Below are 19,380 nucleotides of genomic sequence, written 5' to 3' on the forward strand. Positions count from 1 at the left end.
TCGATAGTGGGGCCCGCCCGCCACCGAGTCGCCGCCATGCGCCCTGTCGTCCGCGCCGCCCGCTTGTCCCTGCCGTTGTCGTTCGCGTTGATCGCGGTAGCGGCCGCGGCGCAGACGCCGCCGAAGCCGCTGCCGGTGGCGCCGCTCAGCGACGACGAATGCGCGGTGTGGGCGCGCGAACTCAGTTTCGCCGCCTCGATCGCCGAGCACGATGCCAAGGCCTTCGCCGCGCATCTGCACGAGCAGGCGGCGTTCGGTTCGGGCAGCCCGCAACCGACCCGCGGCCGCGACGAGATCGCCCAGCGTTGGGCCGGCCTGATCGAGGGCAAGACTCTGCGCCTGCGCTGGTACCCGACCCGGGTCACGATCGGCGGCGCGCGCGATGTCGCCTGGTCGACCGGGCCGGCGCTGTACCAGAAGCTCGAACCCGGGGCCGAGCCGCGTTATTTGATCGGTGCTTATCAGTCGGTCTGGCACCGCGGCCAGGACGGGGTCTGGCGGGTGTTGTTCGACGACGGCCTGGTTCCGCGGCCGGCCACCGAGGCCGAGGCCATGGCCTTTCAGAACGGCCGCCGCGAGGCTTGTCCGCGAGGCTGACACGCGCCTAAACGGCCGGCGCCCGGGCAGGTTCCCGCGCCGCGGCGGAGGCGTATCGTGGCTTGGCACACTAGTCGAAACTCGTATCGAAGCCCGTGCCCGTTCACAGGAGCTGCCCATGAAACGTCTGATGTTCGCTGCGCTGCTGAGCGCTTTCGCGTTCGCAGCGACCGCGCAAACCACCGCCGCGCAGCTCGATGCCCAGGTCGAGGCGAAGGCTTCCGTGCCCGCCGTCGCTGAAATCGATGCCCGGGCCGACACCCGCCTCGTGGCGAAGACCGAGCAGCGCAAACACGACCCGAATTGCCTGCGCCACACCGGCTCGCGCCTGCAGCCGCGCGGCAAGGACGGGTGCATCGGCGGCGCCGGCCGCAGTTACAGCCGCGACGACCTCGACCGCACCGGCGAAGTCGACGTAGGCGAAGCGCTGCGCAAGCTCGATCCGCGCCTGTACTGAGCGCCCGAGCGCAGCGCGGATGGCGCAACGGTTCCGGTCCGGACGAGAGTCCGGGCCGTCCTGAAGCCCGGCCTCGTGCCGGGCTTTTTTGTATGCACGATGCCCGGCCTCGTTCCGGGCTTTTTTGTGCGCGCCTGTCAGGTGCCGATGCCGTCGAGCAGGCGCTGCAACGAGGCCTCGTAGAAGCGGCGGAACTCGCGTTCGTCGTAACTGAAGCGGCCGGCGCGATACAACGCGATCAAACCGTGGGTGTGCGCCCACAAGCTCATCGCGATGTCCCAGGCATCGCCCGCACGCAGGCGGCCGGCCTGCTGCGCTTCGATCACCACATCGGCGACCACGTTCAAGGTCGGCGAACGGCGCGCGCGGAAATCCTCCGGGAACCTGCGCGCCTGTTCGCGCCGCATCGAGAACGCATGGTCGAACAGATGCGGATGGGCCAGGGCGTAGTCGAGGTAGATGCGTTGCACTGCGAGCAGGCGCGCAATCACGTCGCTGCCGTCGTTGCGCGCGCTCCAGTGGCGGGCGATCTCGTGGAAGCTGTCGTCGCTGATGCGTTGCAGCAGGGCTTCGCGGTTCGGGAAGTGGCGATAGATCGCCATCGGCGTGATGCCGACCGCCTTGGCGATGGCGCGCATGGTCACCGCGTCGACGCCGCCGCGCTCGAACAGGGCGCGGGCGGCGCGCAGGATGCGTTCGGCGGTGGCGGGCGCGCTCATGTATACAGCGTATACATTTTCCTGCCGATGCGGCAAATCGGGGCGGAATATGCGCTTGCCGGCGGCTGGCGGCGGTCGCGGTGCTGGCTAGGGCGCCGATCGCGGCGGGATAATTCTTATCTCTCAAGCAGATCGGAATCGCCATGTCCGCCGCCACCCGCAACGATCCCAGCCGCGTCGTCCGCGCCCCGCGCGGCAGCGAAAAGAGCTGCAAGTCCTGGCTCAGCGAAGCCGCGTTCCGCATGATCCAGAACAACCTCGACCCGGACGTGGCCGAGAACCCGGCCGAGTTGGTGGTCTACGGCGGCATCGGCCGCGCCGCGCGCGATTGGGAATCCTTCGATGCGATCCTCAAGTCGCTGTGCGAGCTCGACGACAGCGAAACCCTGCTGATCCAGTCGGGCAAGCCGGTCGGCATTTTCCGCACCCATGCCGACGCGCCGCGCGTGCTGTTGGCCAATTCCAACCTGGTGCCGCACTGGGCGACCTGGGAGCACTTCAACGAGCTCGATAAGAAGGGCTTGATGATGTATGGCCAGATGACCGCCGGCAGTTGGATCTACATCGGCTCGCAAGGCATCGTCCAGGGCACTTATGAAACCTTCGTCGAGATGGGCCGCCAGCATTACGGCGGCAGCCTGGTCGGCAAGTGGATCCTGACCGCGGGCCTGGGCGGCATGGGCGGCGCGCAGCCGTTGGCAGCCTCGTTGGCCGGCGCGTGCTCGCTCAACATCGAATGCAAGCAGAGCAGCATCGACATGCGCCTGCGTACGCGTTACGTCGACGAGCAGGCCACCGACCTCGACGACGCGCTCGCGCGCATCGCCAAGTACACCGCCGCCGGCGAAGCCAAGTCGATCGCCTTGCTCGGCAATGCCGCGCAAGTGCTGCCCGAGCTGGTGCGCCGCGGCGTGCGTCCGGACGCGGTTACCGACCAGACCAGCGCCCACGATCCGGTCCACGGCTACCTGCCGATCGGCTGGACGGTCGATAAGTGGCTGAGCGAACAGAAGAACAACCCCGAAGGCGTGCGCGACGCCGCCAAGAAGTCGATGCGCGTGCACGTCGAGGCGATGCTGGCGTTCCAGCAACAGGGCATTCCGACCTTCGACTACGGCAACAACATCCGCCAGATGGCGCAGGACGAAGGCTGCAGCAACGCCTTCGATTTCCCCGGCTTCGTGCCGGCCTACGTGCGGCCGCTGTTCTGCCGCGGCGTCGGCCCGTTCCGCTGGGTCGCGCTGAGCGGCGATCCCGAGGACATCTACAAGACCGACGCCAAGGTCAAGGAACTGATTCCCGACGACGAGCACCTGCACCGCTGGCTCGACATGGCGCGCGAGCGCATCAGCTTCCAGGGCTTGCCCGCACGCATCTGCTGGGTCGGCCTGGGCCTGCGCGACAAGCTCGGCCTGGCCTTCAACGAGATGGTGCGCAACGGCGAGTTGAAGGCGCCGGTGGTGATCGGCCGCGACCATCTCGACAGCGGCTCGGTGGCCTCGCCGAACCGCGAGACCGAAGCGATGAAGGACGGCAGCGACGCGGTCAGCGACTGGCCCCTGCTCAACGCCATGCTCAACGTCGCCGGTGGCGCGACCTGGGTCTCGCTGCACCACGGCGGCGGCGTGGGCATGGGGTATTCGCAGCACTCCGGCGTGGTCATCGTCTGCGACGGCAGCAAAGAAGCCGACCAGCGTATCGCCCGCGTGCTGTGGAACGACCCCGGCACCGGCGTCATGCGCCATGCCGATGCCGGCTACGAGATCGCCCAGCAGTGCGCCAAGGAGCGCGGGCTGAAGCTGCCGATGCTCTGATCGCCATCGATCGGCCCAGCCGATCGGGCAGGACGGAAAACGGCCCGGATTCCGGGCCGTTTTCGTTGCGGCCGCGCGGACTCAGTCCGGCTGTAGCCACTCGACTTCGAACAGATGCCGCTGGCCCGGAAAGGCCTCCTGCTCGGACACGGCCGGGCGAAATTCGCCGCGCATCTTCAGGGCCTGCGCCGAGCGACGCTCGATCTCGCCATTCAACAGCTGCCGGAGTTCGTTGTAGCGCGGATCGTAGTGACCATAGGACGGGTGCGATTCCCGGAGCACGCGGCCGGCGTGGAAATCCGCTTCCCAGCGCCGCCAGATCGCCCACTCTTCCTGGGCCAGGGCGAAGGTGCCCTCGTCGAACGGAGTCAGCACGAAGCTATCGGTGTAGGCGTATTCGTGCTCGTCGTAGACGCAGCTGAAGTGGAAGGGGCGGCCGCCGCAATCGGCGATGCCGCTGCGCGGCCCTTCCCAATACTCCCAGATCATGTGCACGCGTTCGTAGGCCATGTCGTCGCCGTGTCGGAGGAGTCGAGCGAAGGCCGGTGCGTCGTCGGTCTTCGCCATTGAGGCCATGATACGAGGCGGATCCGATGCGATGAACCCGCAGCGGCGCGCTATGCGGCCAGACCAGAACTCGCCGCTTGCAGCCTTTGCGATCGCCGCAGCGCACGACGCGCGAGCGGCCCGGTTCCCCGGGCCGTTCGTGATTCGCAGTCGGATTCGCGATGGCGGCGCCGGGCTGCGCTGTTCAGCCCGGGATCGTCGGCTCGACCAACCGCTCCAACAGGGTCAGCGACTCCTGCCAGCCGAGGTGGCACTGCTCGGCCGGGATCACGTCGGGGATGCCTTCCTGCACGATCTGCACATCGGTGCCGCAGGACACCGCGCGCAATGTGATCGTGGTCACCATGGTGCCGGGCAGGTTGGGGTCGTCGAAGCGGTCGTCGTGGACGATGCGTTCGTTCGCTACCAGCTCCAGATAGGTGCCGCCGAAAGCGTGGCTGCCGCCGCTCGAGAAATTGGTGAAGGCCATGCGGTACTTGCCGCCGACCCGCGCATCCAGCTCGTGCACGGTGCAGGTGAAGCCGTCCGGCGGCAGCCATTTCGCCAAGGCGGCGGCATCGAGGAAGGCGCGGTAGATGCGCTCGGGCGGGGCGGTGAAAACGCGATGCAAACGGACGGTGCCGGTCATGGGTAATCTCCGTAACGAGGTGAAGCCCTCACTGTGTCCGACGAACGCGAGGGGCCTGGATCGACATTCGCATCGGATCGCCTCGCGGACGGCCGCGAGGCGGCGGCGCGCGGGTTCAGGTTGTAGCGCACAGGGCAGGGAAGAGGAAAGCCTGCGCTGTGTCGATCTGTAGTCCTGCGGTTCGTCGTACTGTTGTCACTGGCGTATCGGGCAGGTCGCCCTATCATCCGTCGGTGCGACCCAACAGGAGCACGCGATGAGTCAAGAACCCACAGCCGCCCTGGCCGAGCCGGTGCCGCACACGCTTTGGAGCGACCTGCGCGACGCCGTCCGCGGCACCGATGCGGACTACACCAAGATCCCCTTGCGGCGCGCGGTGTTCCTGCTCGCGGTGCCGATGGTGCTGGAGCTGGTGCTGGAGTCGACCTTCGCCGTGGTCGACATCTTCTTCGTCGCCAAGCTGGGGCCATCGGCGGTGGCGACGGTGGGCCTGACCGAGAGTTATCTGTTCCTGCTGTATGCGCTGGCCATGGGCCTGGCGATGGCGGTGACCGCGGTGGTGGCGCGTCGCATCGGCGAGGGCAAACGCGAGGACGCGGCGATCACCGCGGTGCAGGCGATCTTCATCGCCGTGCTGGTGTCGTTGCTGCCGGCGCTGGCCGGCATCTTCTACGCCCAGGACCTGTTGCGGCTGATGGGCGCGGACGCCTGGAGCATCGAGCACGGCTATCGCTACACCCAATGGATGCTCGGCGGCAACGCGGTGATCATGCTGCTGTTCGTCATCAACGCGATCTTCCGCGGCGCCGGCGACGCGGCCATCGCGATGCGCGTGCTGTGGTTGTCGAACGGCCTCAATATCCTGCTGTGCCCGCTGCTGATCTTCGGCCTCGGGCCGGTGCCGGCGCTCGGCATCGAGGGCGCGGCCATCGCCACCAACATCGGCCGCGGCATCGGCGTGCTGTTTCAGGTGTGGGTGCTGTTCCGCGGCGGCAAGCACATCCGGGTGACGCTGGCGCAGTTCGTCTGGCGCGGCGCGATGCTGTGGAACATCGTGCGCACCTCGCTCGGCGGCGTCGGCCAGATGATCGTGGCGATGACCTCGTGGATATTCCTGATGCGCATCCTGGCCAGCATCGGCAGCGAGGCCGTGGCCGGAGCGACCATCGCCATCCGCATCATGATGTTCACGATGATGCCGGCCTGGGGCATGTCCAACGCCGCCGCGACCCTGGTCGGCCAGAACCTCGGCGCCGGCCAGCCGGAGCGCGCCGAAGCCTCGGTGTGGCATATCGGCTGGTACAACATGGCCTACCTGGTCGTGGTGTCGGTGCTGTTCTTCCTCTTTCCGACGCAGTTGGTCGCGTTCTTCACCGACGACCCGCAGGTGGTGACGATCGGGGCCGAATGGCTGCGCATCCTGTCCTACTCGTTCTTCATCTACGGCTGGTGGATGGTGACGGTGCAGGCCTTCAACGGTGCCGGCGACACGATGACGCCGACCAAGATCAACGTGGTGTTTTTCTGGTTGATCCAGATTCCGCTGTCTTACGTGCTGGCGATCACCCTGGACTGGCAGCACTCGGGCGTGTTCTGGGGCGTGTTCGTCTCCGAAACCTCGGTCGGCGTGTTCACGCTGTGGCTGTTCACCCGCGGGCGTTGGAAAACGGCGCAGGTGTAGCGGCGGGCGCCGTCATCCGCGATGGATCGCGCAGGCCGATGCCTGCGCGATCACGCGCCGGAATGCAGATACCAATACGCCGCCGCGCAGGCGGCGATGAAGGCGAGCCAGGCGAGGCCTCCGGCCCAAGCGAACAAGGGGTGATTCGGTGCCCGTGTGCGCAGCAGCGGAAACAACAGCAACCAGCCGGTCCAGTAAGACAGCGTCCGCATCGCTTTCCACGCCAGCTCGAGACCGGCCTCGAACACGCTGCGCAGGGCGAATTCCCCCAGGAAATCCAAGGCCATGCACGGCTCCCTCCGTGGTTGTCCAAGCGCCGAGCATAGAGGCGGGTCGGGGCGGCGGAATGAGCGCCGGCTGAAGCGCTCCGGCTCTGCGGTCAGGGCCGGCCGGGATCAGCGGTCCGACCACACCGCCAGTTCGTAGCCGTCCGGGTCGATGAAGTGGAAGCGGCGGCCGCCGGGGAATTCGTGGCTGGCCACGACCTTCGCGCCGGCGGCTTCGACGCGGCCTTGCGCCTGCGCGAGGTCGTCGGCGTACAGCACGATCAAGGCGCCGCCCGGGCGCGGCGCGCCGTGGGTGCTGAAGCCGCCCTTCATGCGGCCGTCGTCGAACTCGCAGTAGTCCGGGCCGTAGTCGGTGAAGCTCCAGCCGAACGCCGCGCCGTAGAAGGCCTTGGACGCGGCGATGTCGGCGACGGTGAATTCGATGTAGTCCAGGCGCAGGTTGCGGTCGGAAGCGGTCATGGCGGTTCCTGTCGGGAGGGGAATGGCGAATCAGCCGGCCGGGCGCGGACGGACTTGTTCGGTGAGGAATCCGCTCAGCGCGCGGCGGAATTCCGCCGAGTCCGCGGCGTTCGTATGGTCGCGCGCGGGAACGATCAGCAACTGCTTGCGGCCCTCGGGCTGCGGCGTCGCCTGGTACAAGGCTTCGGCGAAGCGCGGCGGCGTGGCGGTGTCGTTCTCGCCGGCAACGAACAGCACGGGCTCGTCCAGGGCGGCTACGACTTGTTGGTTGCCCTGGCCGGCCAAGGCGCCCGCCGGTGCGACGCGCCGCACCAGGATCCGCGCCCACAGCTTCTGCCGAGAGCGCATGTACGCGCCCCAGTCCTCGAAGTTGGTCACCGAGCTTTCCAGGATCAAGCCGTCCAACTGGCGCGCCGCGGCGACCTGGCCGGCCATGAAACTGCCCAGCGAATGGCCGTGCACGATCAGCGGCACGGCGCCCAGCTCGGGCTCCGCGCGCAGGCTGTCGTAGACGGTGGTCGCGTCGGTCAGCAAGGCCTCCAGCGAGGCCGTGCCGGTGCTGGCGCCATAGCCGCGGTGATCGACCAGGACGAAGTTGACCGGCGCTTCGGCATAGGCCTTTGCGCTGGTCGCGGCATGCTTGGCCACGGTGTAGCCGTTGCCGCCGAAATACAGCACCGTGGCGACCGCGTCGCTGCGCAGGAAACGCAGCGAATACAGCTGCGCTCCGTCGGCGGCGGCGATGCGGGTTTCCTCGATGCGGTAAGCCGGAAGCTGGGTGCGCAACGCGGCCAGATCGGCCGAGGGCGCCGCGCGCGGGATCACGATGTTGTCCTCGCGCACGTGCCAGGTGCAGGCGGACAGGCCGACGACGAGCCACAAAGAACACAGACGACGGACGAACTGCATCGGATCCTCCTTGAGTTGATGGTGCCTTGCCGGCAAGCCGCAGATGATGCCGTTGGCAAGATTGTCATGTATCGCGGCTTGCGTGAGCGAAACAAAGCGGGCCGATTCGACACGGCGATGTTGCGGCGAACCGGCTGCCCCGGTATCGGCCGTGTCGACATCGGCCGTGTCGAGTCCGTGCAGACGCGTCGCGCCAACGAAAAAGGCCGCCGGTTTCCCGGCGGCCTTCGCGCACGCGAACGAATCGCAGCTTACTTCGACAGTTCCAGCGCCAGCGAAGAGACCCAGCCCTTGTTGCCGAGTTCGTCTTCGACTTCCCACATCGCACCCTGCTTGGTGCCGGTGGGGTAGAGCATCATGCCCGGGTCGAGCGGACGCACGACCTTGCCGGTGCCGGAGGCGTTGGCGAACAGGCGCGCGGCCTTGACCACGGTGACGGCCTGCTGCGAGTTCGACGCCGAGGGGTTGTCCGACAGACCGCCGAGCTCGGTGACCAGGTTGGTGTAAGCCTGCAGGTAGGCCATGGTGATGACCTGACCGACTTCGGTGTTGGCATAGCCGGACACGCCGGCGCCGCCGAGACCGCTGCTGCCGAACAGCGCGCCGCTGGCGCCGAAGCCGATGTCGGTCTTCTTGGCGCTGCCTTCGGCCATCGCGACCTGCTCGGACGAGCGCACGTCGGTCACGGTCAGGACCACGTCGGCGGTCTTCTTGCTGAAGTTGAGGTTGCTCGCCACCGCGCCGGCCTTGCCGCCGATCAGGCCGCCGAGCAGGCCGCCGATCGCGTTGCCGCCGGCGTTGCTGTTCTTGGAGATCAGGTCGGGCACCAGCACGTAGTCGGCGGCGCGGACCTGGCCCTTGCCGATGTTGGACTTGTTGCGCAGCTGGCCGCTGGAGGCGAGCTCGCGTTCGCGCATCGCCATGTCCATGCCGGCGCCGCGGTCGACCAGGGTGAAGCAACGCGACTTCTGCACGAACACCTTGATCAGCTTGCTCGGCGCCGGCAGCTGCTGGCCGCTCCACCAGTTGACCGTGTCTTCCGGCTCGATCACCGAGATCGCGCCCAGGTTCTTCGAGCAGGTCGGAATCTGGTTCATTTTTTCCGCACGCAGATCCTGCGCGCTCTTTCTCTGCGCCCAGGTCGGTGCGGCGCTCAGCGCCATACCCAACCCGATCACGCATGCCACCGCTTGAATTCCCCTGCTTGCCGTCTTCATCGTTTCTTCCTTAATACTGCTTTCCTGTTTGCCGCGACACGATGATCGCGACGCCTGACGGAGTCCGTTCGTCGCCCGGCTTGCGCTGCGCGTGCAGCGGGAGGTCGCCGGGGCCCCAGACGAAGTCGGCCGCGACGTATCGCGCCCAAGTGGAGACTCGCCCGCCAATGATAACGTGATCGCCGTTCTATTCAGGTCACCCCACCTGTCCACTCTGACAGGCGGTCGCGGCCGGCGAGACGGGGCTGGCCTACAAGGGTGGGCGCCCTGCGCAGCACTGTTCCCCATAGAGTCCACGTCCCACCATGTTGAGCACCCTGGCCGTCGCCAATTACCGGTCCCTGCGCCAGCTCGCGCTGCCGATGGGACGCTTGAACCTGGTCACCGGCGCCAATGGCAGCGGCAAGTCCAATCTCTATCGCGCCTTACGCCTGTTGGCCGAAACCGCCCAGGGCGGGGTGGTGCCGGCGCTGGCGCGCGAGGGCGGGCTCGGCTCGACCCTGTGGGCCGGCCCGGAAACGATCTCGCCGCGGATGAAGCGCGGCGAGGTGCCGGTGCAGGGTGTGGCGCGCACCGAACCGGTGTCGCTGCGGCTCGGTTTCGCCGGCGACGAATACGGTTATGCGATCGACCTCGGGCTGCCGGTACCGAGCCGTTCCTTGTTCGCCCACGATCCGGAGATCAAGCGCGAGGTGATCTGGAGCGGGCCGTTCCTGCGTCCGGCCAGCGTGCTGGTCGACCGGCGCGGGGCGATGGCGCGGGTGCGCGACGGTCGCGGTTGGCGCGTCGCAGCCGAACACCTGAGCCCGTTCGAGAGTTTGTTCGGCCAGATCGCCGACCCGCAGACCGCGCCGGAGGTGCTGAGCCTGCGCGAGACCGTCCGCGGGTGGCGTTTCTACGATCATTTCCGCAGCGACGCGCAAGCGCCGGCGCGGCAGCCGCAGCTGGGCACGCGCACGCCGGTGCTGAGCCACGACGGCCGCGACCTGGCCGCGGCCTGGCAGACCATTCTCGAGATCGGCGACCCGCAGGCGCTCGACGCAGCGGTGAGCGATGCGTTTCCGGGCGCGCGCGTGAGCGTGCTCGGCGACGGCGCGCGTTTCCTGTTGGAGTTCTCCCAACACGGCCTGTTGCGGCCCTTGTCGGCGGCGGAACTGTCCGACGGCACCTTGCGTTATCTGCTGTGGATCGCCGCCTTGCACACGCCGCGGCCGCCGCCATTAATGGTGCTCAACGAGCCCGAGACCAGCCTGCATCCGGACCTGTTGCCGGCCTTGGCGCGGCTGATCGCGCGCGCTGCCACCCGCACCCAGGTCTGGGTGGTCTCGCATGCCTCGCGCCTGATCGCGGCGTTGGAAGCCGAAGCGGCGTGCAACACCATTCAATTGGAAAAGCAGTTCAGCCAGACCGGAGTGGTGGGGCAGGGCATGCTGGATGCGCCGGCGTGGTATTGGCCGGAGCGGTAGGCGAACGAGGTGCGCTGGCTTGGCAACGGCGCCGACGGCAACAGCAAAGCAACAGCAACAGCAACAGCAACAGCAACAGCAACAGCAAATCCCCCCTGGCCCCCTTTTTTCAAAGGGGGGAGCGCTTGGGCTGTTGGCGGTGGGATCCGACGACTGCTTGAGTGGCCGGTTGAGTGGCCGGCTCAGACGGCTTTGCTGTTCCCCCCTTTGAAAAAGGGGGGGCAGGGGGGATTTGCCTTTGTTGTTCCGCTCAAAACGGAACAGACGATCCCCCATCCGCGTATTCCAACAACGCTTACCCCTAACCGCAAACCACCGCCGGGTTGGCCGGGTCCCACGCCACCAACTGCGGAATACGCTCCACCAGCAAGTCGATCGCCGCGCGCGTGCGCAGCGGCAGGTAATGCGTATGCGGCCAGACCGCGTTGATGCGGCTGCCGATGACGCGGTCGGCGTACATCACCATCTGCAGCTCGCCGTTGCGTACGTAACGCGACAGCATCCAGCAGGGCAGCAGGGCCAGGCCGGCGCCGGCGACCGCGGCGTCGGCGATGGCTTCCAGGTCGTCGAAGCGCAAGCGCGCCTGGACCCGCGGTTCGCGCACTTCGCCGTCGTCGTCGCGCAAGCGCCACGCCACGGTGTGGCCGTTGCGCCCGTACACGACGGCCTGATGGCCCTCGAATTCGTCGACGTTGCGCGGCCGTCCGCACCGCGCCAGGTACTCGGGCGAAGCGCAGATGCCCAGCCGCTCTTCGGTCAACTGACGCGCCGCCAAGGTCGCGCTGTCGGGCAAACGGCCGATACGGATCGCCAGGTCGTAGCCGTCCTCGACTAGGTCGACGACGCGGTCGCTGAAGGACAGATCGATGTCCAGGCGCGGATGGCGCTGCGCCAGCTCCAGCATCACCGGCGCCACGCAACGGCGGCCGAACTGGACCGATGCGCTGACCCGCAGGCGCCCGCTCGGTTCGCGCCGGCCGCTGTCCAGCGCGGCCTCGGCGGCGTCGAGTTCGGCCAGGGCTTTGACGCAACGTTCGTAATAGGCTTGGCCGTCGTCGGTCAGGCTCTGCCGGCGCGTGCTGCGGTTGAACAGGCGCGCGCCGAGCTGCTGTTCGAGCCGGGCGATGCGTTTGCCGATCGCCGAACGGGTCACGCCCAGGCGCTCGGCCGAGACCGCGAAACTGCCGGCCTCGGCGGCTTGGACGAAGGCGACGATGCCGAGCAATCGATCGTTGACGGCCATATTGGTTCCTGATGCGCTACAGAATGTGGATTAAGAAGAGGCACTGCGGATGTATCGGAAGCGATATCGTAGCGCCACTCGATCGTTCCGGCACCTGTTCCCGACCGCCGGCGATCGTCTCCCCTCACACACACAGAGACAGACATGAAGGCTTATCGCATCGACAGTGGCGCCGGCATCGGCGCGTTGCAACAGTTCGAGCGCGCGTCCGCGCCGCTGGGCGCCGGCCAGGTCCGGGTGCGGGTGCGCGCGGTGTCGCTGAACTTCCGCGACCTGATGATCGCCAAGGGCACCTACCTGAGCGGCCCGGTGGCTCCGTTCGTGCCGGCCTCCGATGCGGTCGGCGAAATCGTCGAAGTCGGCGCGGCGAGTTCGCTGTGGAAAGTCGGCGATCGCGTCGCCACCAGCTTCTTCCCGCACTGGCTGCAGGGCGCGCCGACGCCGTACGCCACACGCGACGCCTTCGGCGCGGTCGTCGACGGCGTGCTGGCCGAAGAGATCGTGGTTTCCGAGCAGTCCGTGTTCGCCGTGCCCGCGCATCTCGACGACGCCCAGGCCGCGACCCTGACCTGCGCCGGCGTCACCGCCTGGAACGCGATGTTCGTCGAGGCGAAGCTGCAGCCCGGCGCCAGCGTGCTGCTGCTCGGCACCGGCGGCGTCTCGATCTGGGGTCTGCAACTGGCCAAGGCCGCCGGCCTGCAGGCGATCGTCACGTCCTCGAGCGACGAGAAGCTGGTCCGCGCCAAGGCGCTCGGCGCCGATGCGACGGTCAATTACCGCAGCCACCCGGAATGGCAGAACGAAGTGCGCGCGCTGACCGGCGGCCGCGGCGTCGACGCGGTGCTCGAAGTCGGCGGCAAGGGCACCTTGCAGCGTTCGATCGATGCCGCCGCGATGGGCGGCACCATCGCCGTCATCGGCGGCGTCAGCGGCTTCGCCGGCGAGTTCGATCCGTTCGCGCTGATCACCGGCGCCAAGCGCCTGTCGGGCATCTACGTCGGCAGCCGCGGCATGGCCGAGGACTTGTCGCGCTTCGTCGGCGTCAACCGCATCGTCCCGGTGGTCGATCGCGTGTTCGGTTTCGACCAAGCGCGCCAGGCCTACGACTATCTCGACGGCGGCGCTCATTTCGGCAAGGTGGTGATCCAGGTCGCCGGCTAAGCCTCGTCCGCTCGGGAATACCTGCGGCGGCCGCGGAACGTTCCGCGGCCGCCGTTCGCGCGCGCGGCGCCGCGGCTGTCGCGCGACTGCGACTTTTCGCCGATGTGCGGGGCGCGGGCGGTGTGCGATCTTGAGCGCATCGCCGTCAGCCCTCGAACGCGCATGAGTACCGCCTCCACTTCCACATCGCCCGCGACCGGCGATGCCGTGCGGATCCGCCGCGCCGGCGCCGACGATGCCGGCGCGCTCGCGCTGGCCGGTGCGGCCACCTTCCTGGAAACCTACGCCGGCATCCTGCACGGGCGCGACATCGTCGAGCACTGCCGCAAGCAACATGCGCAGGAGGTCTATGCGGATTGGCTGGACGATGCCGGCGCGGCGCTGTGGCTGGCCGAAACGGCCGAAGGCGCGGCCCCGGTCGGCTATGCGGTGATCACGCCGCCCAAATTGCCGCTGCACGATCTGAGTGGGGGCGACCTCGAACTCAAGCGCATCTACCTGCTCTCGCGTTTCCATGGCGGGGGCGTCGGCCGCGAGTTAATGGAGCAGGCGGTCGCCGAGGCGCGCGTACGCGGTGCGCGGCGCTTGCTGCTCGGCGTCTATGCCGGCAACGCACGGGCTTTGGCGTTCTATGCCCGTAACGGTTTCGAGCACGTCGGCGAGCGCCGCTTCCAGGTCGGCGGCAATACCTACGGCGACGCCATCCTGGCGCTGGATCTGCGCCGATGAGCGTCCTCGTCGAGCGCCTCAGCGCCGGGCGCATCGAGGCCGCGTTGAGCCTGGACGGCAGTTTCCTGGTCGATTCGCGGCTGAGTCTGCACGCGCGCGACGGCGTCATCGCTTACGAAGCGGTGCCGCTGGCGCCGTACCGCAAGCGTTACGGCGACGAGGCCGACGATGACGACCTGCACGATTATCTCGTCGCCGAGGATCGCATCGCCTTCGTCGCGATCGAGCACGGCGAAGTCGTCGGCCGGGTGCTGGTGTCGACGAACTGGAACGGGTATGCCTTGATCGACGACATCGCCGTCGACGCGGGCCGCCGGCGCAGCGGCGCGGGTGCGGCCTTGCTCGATCGCGCCATCGCCTGGGCGCGCGAGCGCGGGCACCCGGGCCTGATGCTGGAAACCCAGGACCATAACGTCGCCGCCTGCCGTTTCTACGAACGCCACGGCTTCGTCCTCGGCGGCTTCGACCGATTCCATTACCGCCACGATGCGCAGGTGAGGCACGAGACCGCTTTGTTCTGGTATCTCGATCTCGCCTCGTAGGTGTGAGCGAGCGAGTCGCATGGCCGGCTTGAGAGGCGGCCGCAACGGACTCAATCGCCGGAGTGTTGGCTCGCCAGACCCAGATCCAGGCGCACCAGGCGGCCGAGGCGGTCGCGGCGTTGCGCACGCAGATACCAATGCTGCGCGAGCCGTTCGAGCCGCAGCGGCGGCCGTACCGGTTCGCCCCACAGCGTGAGCTCGTAGTGGCGTTCGTGCAGCCAATACAGCAGACGATCGAGCTCGGCCGCATCGTCGGGCAGGCACAGGTCGGCATCGGCGGGCGGACGCGGCAAAGCCTGCGGCCCCTGTTCGAGCCAACGCGCGAAGCTGCCGTACAGCGTGTACTCGAAACCGGCCGCGCGCATCGCTTCGAGTTCGCTGCGGGTGCTGTCGAGGCAGACCGTCTCGGCGACTTTCTGGAAGACCAGCGCGTACTCGTGGCTGCGGTTGCTGCGGGTGGAGGCAGCGGGCAGCGGTTCGACGTCGCGCTCGTAGCACAGCAGCCGTTCTTCGCGCGCCACGAACAGTTCGCCGAGCACGCGGCCCAAGTCCCAGGCCAGCGGCAACATGCGGCCTTCCACGACCACGTTCTCGGCCATCGCGATGCACAAGCCGCCATCGGGCAAGGCCTTGCGCACGGCGTGGAAGATGTCGCGCAGACGCTGCAGGTAAGCGGCGTAGTCGCGTTCGTCGTAGAGCTGGCCTGCGTTTGCGCCGGCCTGCGGCCAGCGACAGCCGAAGTAGGGCACGCTGGTCAGGCACAGGTCGATCGGGCGCGGGATCTCGACCTGCGGCAGGCCGCCGACCGCGATCGGCGCTTCGACGCCGTGGCGCGCGAGGCGCTCGCGGGCGAGCGCGGCGCGGCCGGCGTCGATTTCGGTGCCGCAGCCGCTGCGGCCTTCGAGCGCGGCGGCGAGCAAGGTCGTGCCGAAGCCGCAGAACGGATCGAATACGCATTGCCCGGGTTGAGAGAAATGCCGCACGAACGGCCGCATCTGGTTGACCCAGCCGCAGTCGCGCCCGGCCAGGCCGTCGCGCTCGCGCAGATCCTCGGGCAGGCGATGCTCGGGCGGATCGGGCGTCAGCACCCACCAACTACGGCTGTCCATGTGCGGGCTCCCAGAGAATGTCGCGGTCGGGCTGCCAACCCGCGCACAGGCGGCCGTTGGCGTGGAAGACGAGTTTGTAGAGATCGCCGCTGGCATGGCGACGGTGCATCGCGGTGTAGTCGGAGGATTCGAACACCACCTCCAGGCCGCGACGCTCGTCGCGCAGTCGCAGGTTCCAGAAGTAATAGCCCTCGGTGATCCGTTGCGGGGTCATCCGCGACCACCACGGTGCGGTCATGCAATCGGCCAGCACCGCTTCGATGGCGACGCGCTCGCGTTCGATGTAGCGGCGGCTGGCGTTGTCGCGATAGTCCGGGCCGAGGCGCGAGAACTCGCGGAAGATCACCGTGCTCGCGCCGCAGCGCTGCGCCCAGTCCAGATAGGCGTCGATACCGGCGGCATCGTCGACGCCGCCGTTTTGGAGGATGCAGACCTGACGCAGCGGCAGCGCGTCGGCGATACCGCGCGCGACACGCTCGAACACAGCGGCATCGGCGATGGCCTCGTGCTCGCGGAAACGCATGATGGCCTGGTTGCGCAAGGGGTCGGGATGGTGGCGCGACAGCTCCACCCAGGACAGCCCGAAGGCTTGCAGCGCGGCGATCAGTTCGGCGCCGCGTCCGCGGGCGAAGCCGGCGCCGTTGCTGTAGAGCACGCGTTCCTCGACGACGACGCCATCGCGTTCGGCCACGGCGAGCGTGTTCAGCAATTGCAGGAACCAGGTCTCGTCGTCGCTGGCCTCCAGCCCCGACAGCGACCACGACAGCGGTACGCCGCGCAGCTGCACCAGCGCCTGCGACAAGCTCGCGAAGTAGTCGGCGCCGGGCCGCAGAGTTTGTGCGAGCGTGCCGCCGTCGAGCGGGCGCAGGGTTTCCGAACAGAACCGGCACCGCGCCGAGCAGGCGCGCGCCGAAGCATAAGGAGTGAAAGTGATCGGTTGGGCGAAGCGGTAGTCGCGGCCGTTAAAGCGATGCGGATACCAGCGAGTGTGGTCGTCGCCGGGCGCGCGGCGGGCGAGCTGCGGGGTGGCCGCGCGCAGGCGTTCGAACAAGGGCGAAGCGGCGCTGAGGGGCAGGCTGGCCGGATCGGCGGCGGCAAGCCCTTCGAGAGGGGCTGGCATGGGCGGGTCCTGTTTGGGGCGTGCGTGGTCGGGTGGTCGAGAGCGAGGAGGATGCGGCTACGGCGTGCGTCTTGTAATGACGCACCCGGCAGCAACTCAACCAAGCCTCACCTCAAAGCCGCGCCGCGTTGGCCAGCGCGCGCACCTGGGCGAAGGTCCAGTCGTTGACGATGCGGCCGTCCTCCCACACCGTCACCATGGCATCGTCGAAGCCCATGGGCTTGACCGCTTCTTCCAGCGAAGCCGCTTCCGGCGGCACCGGCACGGTCTTGAAGTGGCCGTACTCGCGATGCCGCACCAGGGTCATGCGGCCGCGCTTGCTCGACTTGCCCTTGTCGGTGACCGGGTCCTTGTAGACGTCGATCCATTCGCCGTCGATGCGCGCGGCCGAACACTTGAGCGCGAACTTCTGCGTGTCGCGGTCCAGGCGTTGCAGCAGCGCGCCGCCCATGCCGAAGGCGAGGTTGTCGGTGGCGTAGCCGTAGCTGGTGATGCGTTCGAGGATCGCGCGGATGCTGGTCGGGTTGATGCCGTCGCCCTGGATCACCCGCACGTGGTTGAGCACCTTGTAGCCCTTGCCGTTGACGGTGTGGCCGAAGGCTTCGTCGAGCATGCTCACGCATTGGTGGACGACGTCGACCGGGTCGCCCGAGTCCGGCCGCACCACCAGGGTCGCGCCGGAGGCGATGACTTCATCGCGCAGGGTCTTGCCCCAATGCTCGCGGATCGCGTGGAAGATGTCGTAGCTGTCGGAGACCACGGCCACGATCGCGCCGGGCTTGCCGAACTGGGTCAGCATGTTGCGATAGGCGTCGACCTCGTGCTCGCGGCCCCAACTGGTGATGGTGCTGTGCTCGGCCGCCGGAATCGAATAGCCCGCCATCGGCTCGTGGTAGTAGCGGCGCGCCAACAGCAGGCCGGAGACGGTGTCGGTGCCGAGGAAGTTGACCAGGTGCGCGGCGCCGCCGAACGCCGCCGATTCGGTGCTCGATACGCCGCGCGCGCCGAAGTCGTGCAGCTTGAACGGCAACTGGCCTTCCGGGTCGTCGCTGGTGCGTTCGAGGAACTGGCGGATGGTCTGCTTGGCGTGCCAGCTGATCGTCGCCACGGTTACCGGGTACCACAGCCGCAGCAGCAGGGTTTCCAGATACGACGGCACCCAGTAGGCCTGCGGGTCGGTCGACTCGATCGTCACCAAGGCCTGGTGGGTCGGCACCACCGTGCCCTCGGGCACGGCGCGGATGCGGATCGGCAGCAGGCCGCCGTGGGTGTCGACGATGTAACGCCAGCCGGCTTCGTTGAAGGGCTCGCCGTGGGCGGCGAACAGGTCGCGCGCCTCGTCGACGTCGGCGTGGGTGACCGGCTTGGCCAGGTACTCCTTGAGGATCGCCTGCAGGCCGAAGAACACGGTGCGGTCGTGCACGCCGCCACGCGATTCCACATAGAAGAAGGTGGCGTCGGTGCCGGGCGGGTATTGCAGCCAGTGGCTGGCCTTGTAGCTGTCGGTGTTGAGCAGCAGGTTGTCGAGGCATTGCATGACGGGAAGCTCCTTCGCGTCGAGTGTGGCCGGCGGTCTGTCCACCGGCGTCGAAAGCCGGGCGGTCCGGGTGGATCAGCCGCGGCCGAGAAAGTATTCGAGGATGTGCAGATGGTCTTCGTAGAGCTGGGGGCCCATCTCCAGCGCTTCGGCCACCGCGATCCAGCGCGCCTTGTCGGCGTCGTCGCCGCCGCGCACCGGCGGCAGCTCGCCGCTCGGGAAATCGAAGTGGTAGGCGTGGGTGATGGTGCGGCCGCGCGAACTGCGCTCGGGGTGATCGAAGACGCGCTCGCTCTTCAGCGAACCCTTCAACACCGGCAGCGGCAGCTTGAGCCGGGTTTCCTCGCGCAGTTCGCGCAGGCAGGCATCGAGCAGGCTCTCGCCCTGGCCAACGAAGCCGCCCGGCAAGGCCCACAGGCCCTTGCCCGGTTCGGCGCGGCGGCGCACCAGCAGGACGTGGCCGGAATGCACGACGACCGCGTCGGTGGTGACGAAGGTCGGCGGGTAGGGCGCATCGGCCCAGGCCGCGCGATATTGCTCGATGAACTGGTACTCGGCGACCAATTGGGTGAAGGCCGGGGAGCTCTTGCGGAAGGCTTCGAGCATGTCGAACACCGGGCCGGGCACGTTGGCGCGGATCAGCATCAGGCCGCCGTGGCTGTCGATCTGGTTGGCTTCGAACAGATAGCGGCGCAGCTCGGTCGCCGACAAGGTCGCGGTGTGGCTGACGTCGACCAGCGGCCACTGCGGAAACTCGCGCAGGTAATAGCTGGAGGCGTCCTTGTCCATGCCGATCAGGCCGACCCGCGATTCGCTGCCGCCGCCGTCGTGGCGGACCGCCTCGGCGACGGTGCGCTGCACGCTGGCGATCCACAGGCTCTCGTTGTAGAGATGATCGCGCAGCGGCTGCACGATCAGGCGGTCGCCGGCGTCGGACAGAGTGGCCTGGATCATCACCGCGCGCTCGGCGACGGTGAAGGGGTTCTTGATGGTGCGGGGGGTGTCGGCGGAACCGACCAGGAAGATGATCTTGCGGGCCTTGCCCAGCGCGTGGCGGGCGACGGCGGCATGGCCGTTATGGAAGGGCTCGAAGCGCCCGATGAAAACGAGGTAATCGAATTCGATTGCCATGAGAATC

The 19,380-nt window shown here is 67.9% G+C and carries 20 protein-coding genes; 8 read left to right on the top strand and 12 right to left on the bottom strand.

All coding sequences use genetic code 11. The annotated features are described in order from the left end of the window. Positions 1-36 precede the first annotated feature (36 nt). Both LC490_RS12850 and LC490_RS12855 read left to right on the top strand, forming a co-directional pair. The gene (locus LC490_RS12850) at positions 37-597 is read left to right on the top strand and encodes a DUF4440 domain-containing protein (protein WP_223620386.1); all 561 of its coding nucleotides are present in this window, start codon (positions 37-39) and stop codon (positions 595-597) included. A 118-nt stretch (positions 598-715) separates the two neighbouring features. After that, positions 716-1,054, top strand: a complete 339-nt coding sequence (locus LC490_RS12855) for a hypothetical protein (RefSeq protein WP_223620387.1) — start codon at positions 716-718, stop codon at positions 1,052-1,054. 137 nt (positions 1,055-1,191) lie between these two features. Here LC490_RS12855 and LC490_RS12860 read toward each other — a convergent pair whose 3' ends face one another. Further along, positions 1,192-1,773: a TetR/AcrR family transcriptional regulator gene (locus tag LC490_RS12860; protein WP_031373405.1), complete on the bottom strand. Its 582-nt coding sequence runs from the start codon at positions 1,771-1,773 to the stop codon at positions 1,192-1,194. A gap of 143 nt (positions 1,774-1,916) precedes the next feature. Here LC490_RS12860 and hutU point away from each other — a divergent pair, with 143 nt between their 5' ends. Beyond that, positions 1,917-3,587 (top strand): urocanate hydratase, encoded by a 1,671-nt coding sequence (gene hutU / locus LC490_RS12865; RefSeq protein ID WP_223620388.1) that lies wholly within the window; start codon positions 1,917-1,919, stop codon positions 3,585-3,587. Positions 3,588-3,668: 81 nt separating this feature from the next. Here hutU and LC490_RS12870 read toward each other — a convergent pair whose 3' ends face one another. Together LC490_RS12870 and LC490_RS12875 are read right to left on the bottom strand one after the other, a co-directional pair. After that, positions 3,669-4,097, bottom strand: a complete 429-nt coding sequence (locus tag LC490_RS12870) for a hypothetical protein (protein WP_223620389.1) — start codon at positions 4,095-4,097, stop codon at positions 3,669-3,671. A gap of 241 nt (positions 4,098-4,338) precedes the next feature. Next, on the bottom strand, positions 4,339-4,782 hold the full coding sequence (locus LC490_RS12875) for an SRPBCC family protein (protein ID WP_031373408.1): 444 nt from the start codon (positions 4,780-4,782) through the stop codon (positions 4,339-4,341). 256 nt (positions 4,783-5,038) lie between these two features. On the opposite strand from LC490_RS12875, the gene LC490_RS12880 reads away from it, so the two are divergent. Beyond that, positions 5,039-6,463: an MATE family efflux transporter gene (locus LC490_RS12880; protein WP_223620390.1), complete on the top strand. Its 1,425-nt coding sequence runs from the start codon at positions 5,039-5,041 to the stop codon at positions 6,461-6,463. 50 nt (positions 6,464-6,513) lie between these two features. Here the strand turns inward: LC490_RS12880 and LC490_RS12885 are convergent, their stop codons facing one another. From LC490_RS12885 to LC490_RS12900, 4 genes are all read right to left on the bottom strand, one after another. Continuing rightward, positions 6,514-6,750 carry a hypothetical protein gene (locus LC490_RS12885; protein ID WP_031373410.1) on the bottom strand — a complete coding sequence of 79 codons (237 nt, stop codon included), beginning with the start codon at positions 6,748-6,750 and terminating at the stop codon, positions 6,514-6,516. Between the two features lie 108 nt (positions 6,751-6,858). Continuing rightward, positions 6,859-7,209, bottom strand: coding sequence for a VOC family protein (locus LC490_RS12890; protein ID WP_223620391.1), 351 nt, complete (start codon positions 7,207-7,209; stop codon positions 6,859-6,861). Positions 7,210-7,239: 30 nt separating this feature from the next. Beyond that, on the bottom strand, positions 7,240-8,118 hold the full coding sequence (locus tag LC490_RS12895; RefSeq protein ID WP_051885274.1) for an alpha/beta hydrolase: 879 nt from the start codon (positions 8,116-8,118) through the stop codon (positions 7,240-7,242). Between the two features lie 251 nt (positions 8,119-8,369). Continuing rightward, positions 8,370-9,335: a CsgG/HfaB family protein gene (locus LC490_RS12900; RefSeq protein ID WP_031373413.1), complete on the bottom strand. Its 966-nt coding sequence runs from the start codon at positions 9,333-9,335 to the stop codon at positions 8,370-8,372. 305 nt (positions 9,336-9,640) lie between these two features. On the opposite strand from LC490_RS12900, the gene LC490_RS12905 reads away from it, so the two are divergent. Beyond that, positions 9,641-10,801: an AAA family ATPase gene (locus LC490_RS12905; protein ID WP_223620392.1), complete on the top strand. Its 1,161-nt coding sequence runs from the start codon at positions 9,641-9,643 to the stop codon at positions 10,799-10,801. A 301-nt stretch (positions 10,802-11,102) separates the two neighbouring features. Here LC490_RS12905 and LC490_RS12910 read toward each other — a convergent pair whose 3' ends face one another. Continuing rightward, on the bottom strand, positions 11,103-12,044 hold the full coding sequence (locus tag LC490_RS12910; RefSeq protein ID WP_223620393.1) for a LysR substrate-binding domain-containing protein: 942 nt from the start codon (positions 12,042-12,044) through the stop codon (positions 11,103-11,105). A gap of 144 nt (positions 12,045-12,188) precedes the next feature. Between LC490_RS12910 and LC490_RS12915 the strand changes: the two genes are divergently transcribed. From LC490_RS12915 to LC490_RS12925, 3 genes are all read left to right on the top strand, one after another. Further along, positions 12,189-13,205: an NAD(P)-dependent alcohol dehydrogenase gene (locus tag LC490_RS12915; protein ID WP_223620394.1), complete on the top strand. Its 1,017-nt coding sequence runs from the start codon at positions 12,189-12,191 to the stop codon at positions 13,203-13,205. A gap of 162 nt (positions 13,206-13,367) precedes the next feature. After that, entirely contained in the window at positions 13,368-13,934 is a 567-nt protein-coding gene (locus LC490_RS12920; protein WP_223620395.1) for a GNAT family N-acetyltransferase, read from the top strand. Next, the gene (locus LC490_RS12925; RefSeq protein ID WP_223620396.1) at positions 13,931-14,476 is read left to right on the top strand and encodes a GNAT family N-acetyltransferase; all 546 of its coding nucleotides are present in this window, start codon (positions 13,931-13,933) and stop codon (positions 14,474-14,476) included. Before LC490_RS12920 ends, LC490_RS12925 begins: the two co-directional genes overlap by 4 nt. Positions 14,477-14,526: 50 nt before the next feature. Here the strand turns inward: LC490_RS12925 and LC490_RS12930 are convergent, their stop codons facing one another. From LC490_RS12930 to LC490_RS12945, 4 genes are all read right to left on the bottom strand, one after another. Continuing rightward, complete coding sequence (locus LC490_RS12930) at positions 14,527-15,585, bottom strand: DNA methyltransferase (protein WP_223620397.1); 1,059 nt, start codon at positions 15,583-15,585, stop codon at positions 14,527-14,529. Further along, complete coding sequence (locus LC490_RS12935) at positions 15,572-16,705, bottom strand: hypothetical protein (protein ID WP_223620398.1); 1,134 nt, start codon at positions 16,703-16,705, stop codon at positions 15,572-15,574. Before LC490_RS12935 ends, LC490_RS12930 begins: the two co-directional genes overlap by 14 nt. Before the next feature lie 112 nt (positions 16,706-16,817). Continuing rightward, a complete protein-coding gene (locus LC490_RS12940; protein WP_031373421.1) occupies positions 16,818-18,242 on the bottom strand; it encodes a nicotinate phosphoribosyltransferase in 1,425 nt (474 codons plus the stop codon). A 75-nt stretch (positions 18,243-18,317) separates the two neighbouring features. Continuing rightward, positions 18,318-19,373 (bottom strand): bifunctional nicotinamide-nucleotide adenylyltransferase/Nudix hydroxylase, encoded by a 1,056-nt coding sequence (locus LC490_RS12945; protein ID WP_223620399.1) that lies wholly within the window; start codon positions 19,371-19,373, stop codon positions 18,318-18,320. Positions 19,374-19,380 lie beyond the last annotated feature (7 nt).

Origin of the sequence: Lysobacter sp. ESA13C (genome assembly GCF_019970005.1) — a bacterium.
Taxonomy (GTDB): Bacteria; Pseudomonadota; Gammaproteobacteria; order Xanthomonadales; family Xanthomonadaceae; genus Lysobacter; species Lysobacter antibioticus_B.

What these genes read in the sequence shown, in the direction of transcription:
- LC490_RS12875 (WP_031373408.1), bottom strand. Translation starts at nt 4,782, where the DNA reads ATGACCGGCACCGTCCGTTTGCATCGCGTTTTCACCGCCCCGCCCGAG.
- LC490_RS12935 (WP_223620398.1), bottom strand. Translation starts at nt 16,705, where the DNA reads ATGCCAGCCCCTCTCGAAGGGCTTGCCGCCGCCGATCCGGCCAGCCTG.
- LC490_RS12870 (WP_223620389.1), bottom strand. Translation starts at nt 4,097, where the DNA reads ATGGCCTACGAACGCGTGCACATGATCTGGGAGTATTGGGAAGGGCCG.
- LC490_RS12860 (WP_031373405.1), bottom strand. Translation starts at nt 1,773, where the DNA reads ATGAGCGCGCCCGCCACCGCCGAACGCATCCTGCGCGCCGCCCGCGCC.
- LC490_RS12925 (WP_223620396.1), top strand. Translation starts at nt 13,931, where the DNA reads ATGAGCGTCCTCGTCGAGCGCCTCAGCGCCGGGCGCATCGAGGCCGCG.
- LC490_RS12945 (WP_223620399.1), bottom strand. Translation starts at nt 19,373, where the DNA reads ATGGCAATCGAATTCGATTACCTCGTTTTCATCGGGCGCTTCGAGCCC.
- LC490_RS12920 (WP_223620395.1), top strand. Translation starts at nt 13,368, where the DNA reads ATGAGTACCGCCTCCACTTCCACATCGCCCGCGACCGGCGATGCCGTG.
- LC490_RS12900 (WP_031373413.1), bottom strand. Translation starts at nt 9,335, where the DNA reads ATGAAGACGGCAAGCAGGGGAATTCAAGCGGTGGCATGCGTGATCGGG.
- LC490_RS12880 (WP_223620390.1), top strand. Translation starts at nt 5,039, where the DNA reads ATGAGTCAAGAACCCACAGCCGCCCTGGCCGAGCCGGTGCCGCACACG.
- LC490_RS12890 (WP_223620391.1), bottom strand. Translation starts at nt 7,209, where the DNA reads ATGACCGCTTCCGACCGCAACCTGCGCCTGGACTACATCGAATTCACC.
- LC490_RS12905 (WP_223620392.1), top strand. Translation starts at nt 9,641, where the DNA reads ATGTTGAGCACCCTGGCCGTCGCCAATTACCGGTCCCTGCGCCAGCTC.
- LC490_RS12940 (WP_031373421.1), bottom strand. Translation starts at nt 18,242, where the DNA reads ATGCAATGCCTCGACAACCTGCTGCTCAACACCGACAGCTACAAGGCC.
- hutU (WP_223620388.1), top strand. Translation starts at nt 1,917, where the DNA reads ATGTCCGCCGCCACCCGCAACGATCCCAGCCGCGTCGTCCGCGCCCCG.
- LC490_RS12850 (WP_223620386.1), top strand. Translation starts at nt 37, where the DNA reads ATGCGCCCTGTCGTCCGCGCCGCCCGCTTGTCCCTGCCGTTGTCGTTC.
- LC490_RS12930 (WP_223620397.1), bottom strand. Translation starts at nt 15,585, where the DNA reads ATGGACAGCCGTAGTTGGTGGGTGCTGACGCCCGATCCGCCCGAGCAT.
- LC490_RS12885 (WP_031373410.1), bottom strand. Translation starts at nt 6,750, where the DNA reads ATGGCCTTGGATTTCCTGGGGGAATTCGCCCTGCGCAGCGTGTTCGAG.
- LC490_RS12910 (WP_223620393.1), bottom strand. Translation starts at nt 12,044, where the DNA reads ATGGCCGTCAACGATCGATTGCTCGGCATCGTCGCCTTCGTCCAAGCC.
- LC490_RS12915 (WP_223620394.1), top strand. Translation starts at nt 12,189, where the DNA reads ATGAAGGCTTATCGCATCGACAGTGGCGCCGGCATCGGCGCGTTGCAA.
- LC490_RS12895 (WP_051885274.1), bottom strand. Translation starts at nt 8,118, where the DNA reads ATGCAGTTCGTCCGTCGTCTGTGTTCTTTGTGGCTCGTCGTCGGCCTG.
- LC490_RS12855 (WP_223620387.1), top strand. Translation starts at nt 716, where the DNA reads ATGAAACGTCTGATGTTCGCTGCGCTGCTGAGCGCTTTCGCGTTCGCA.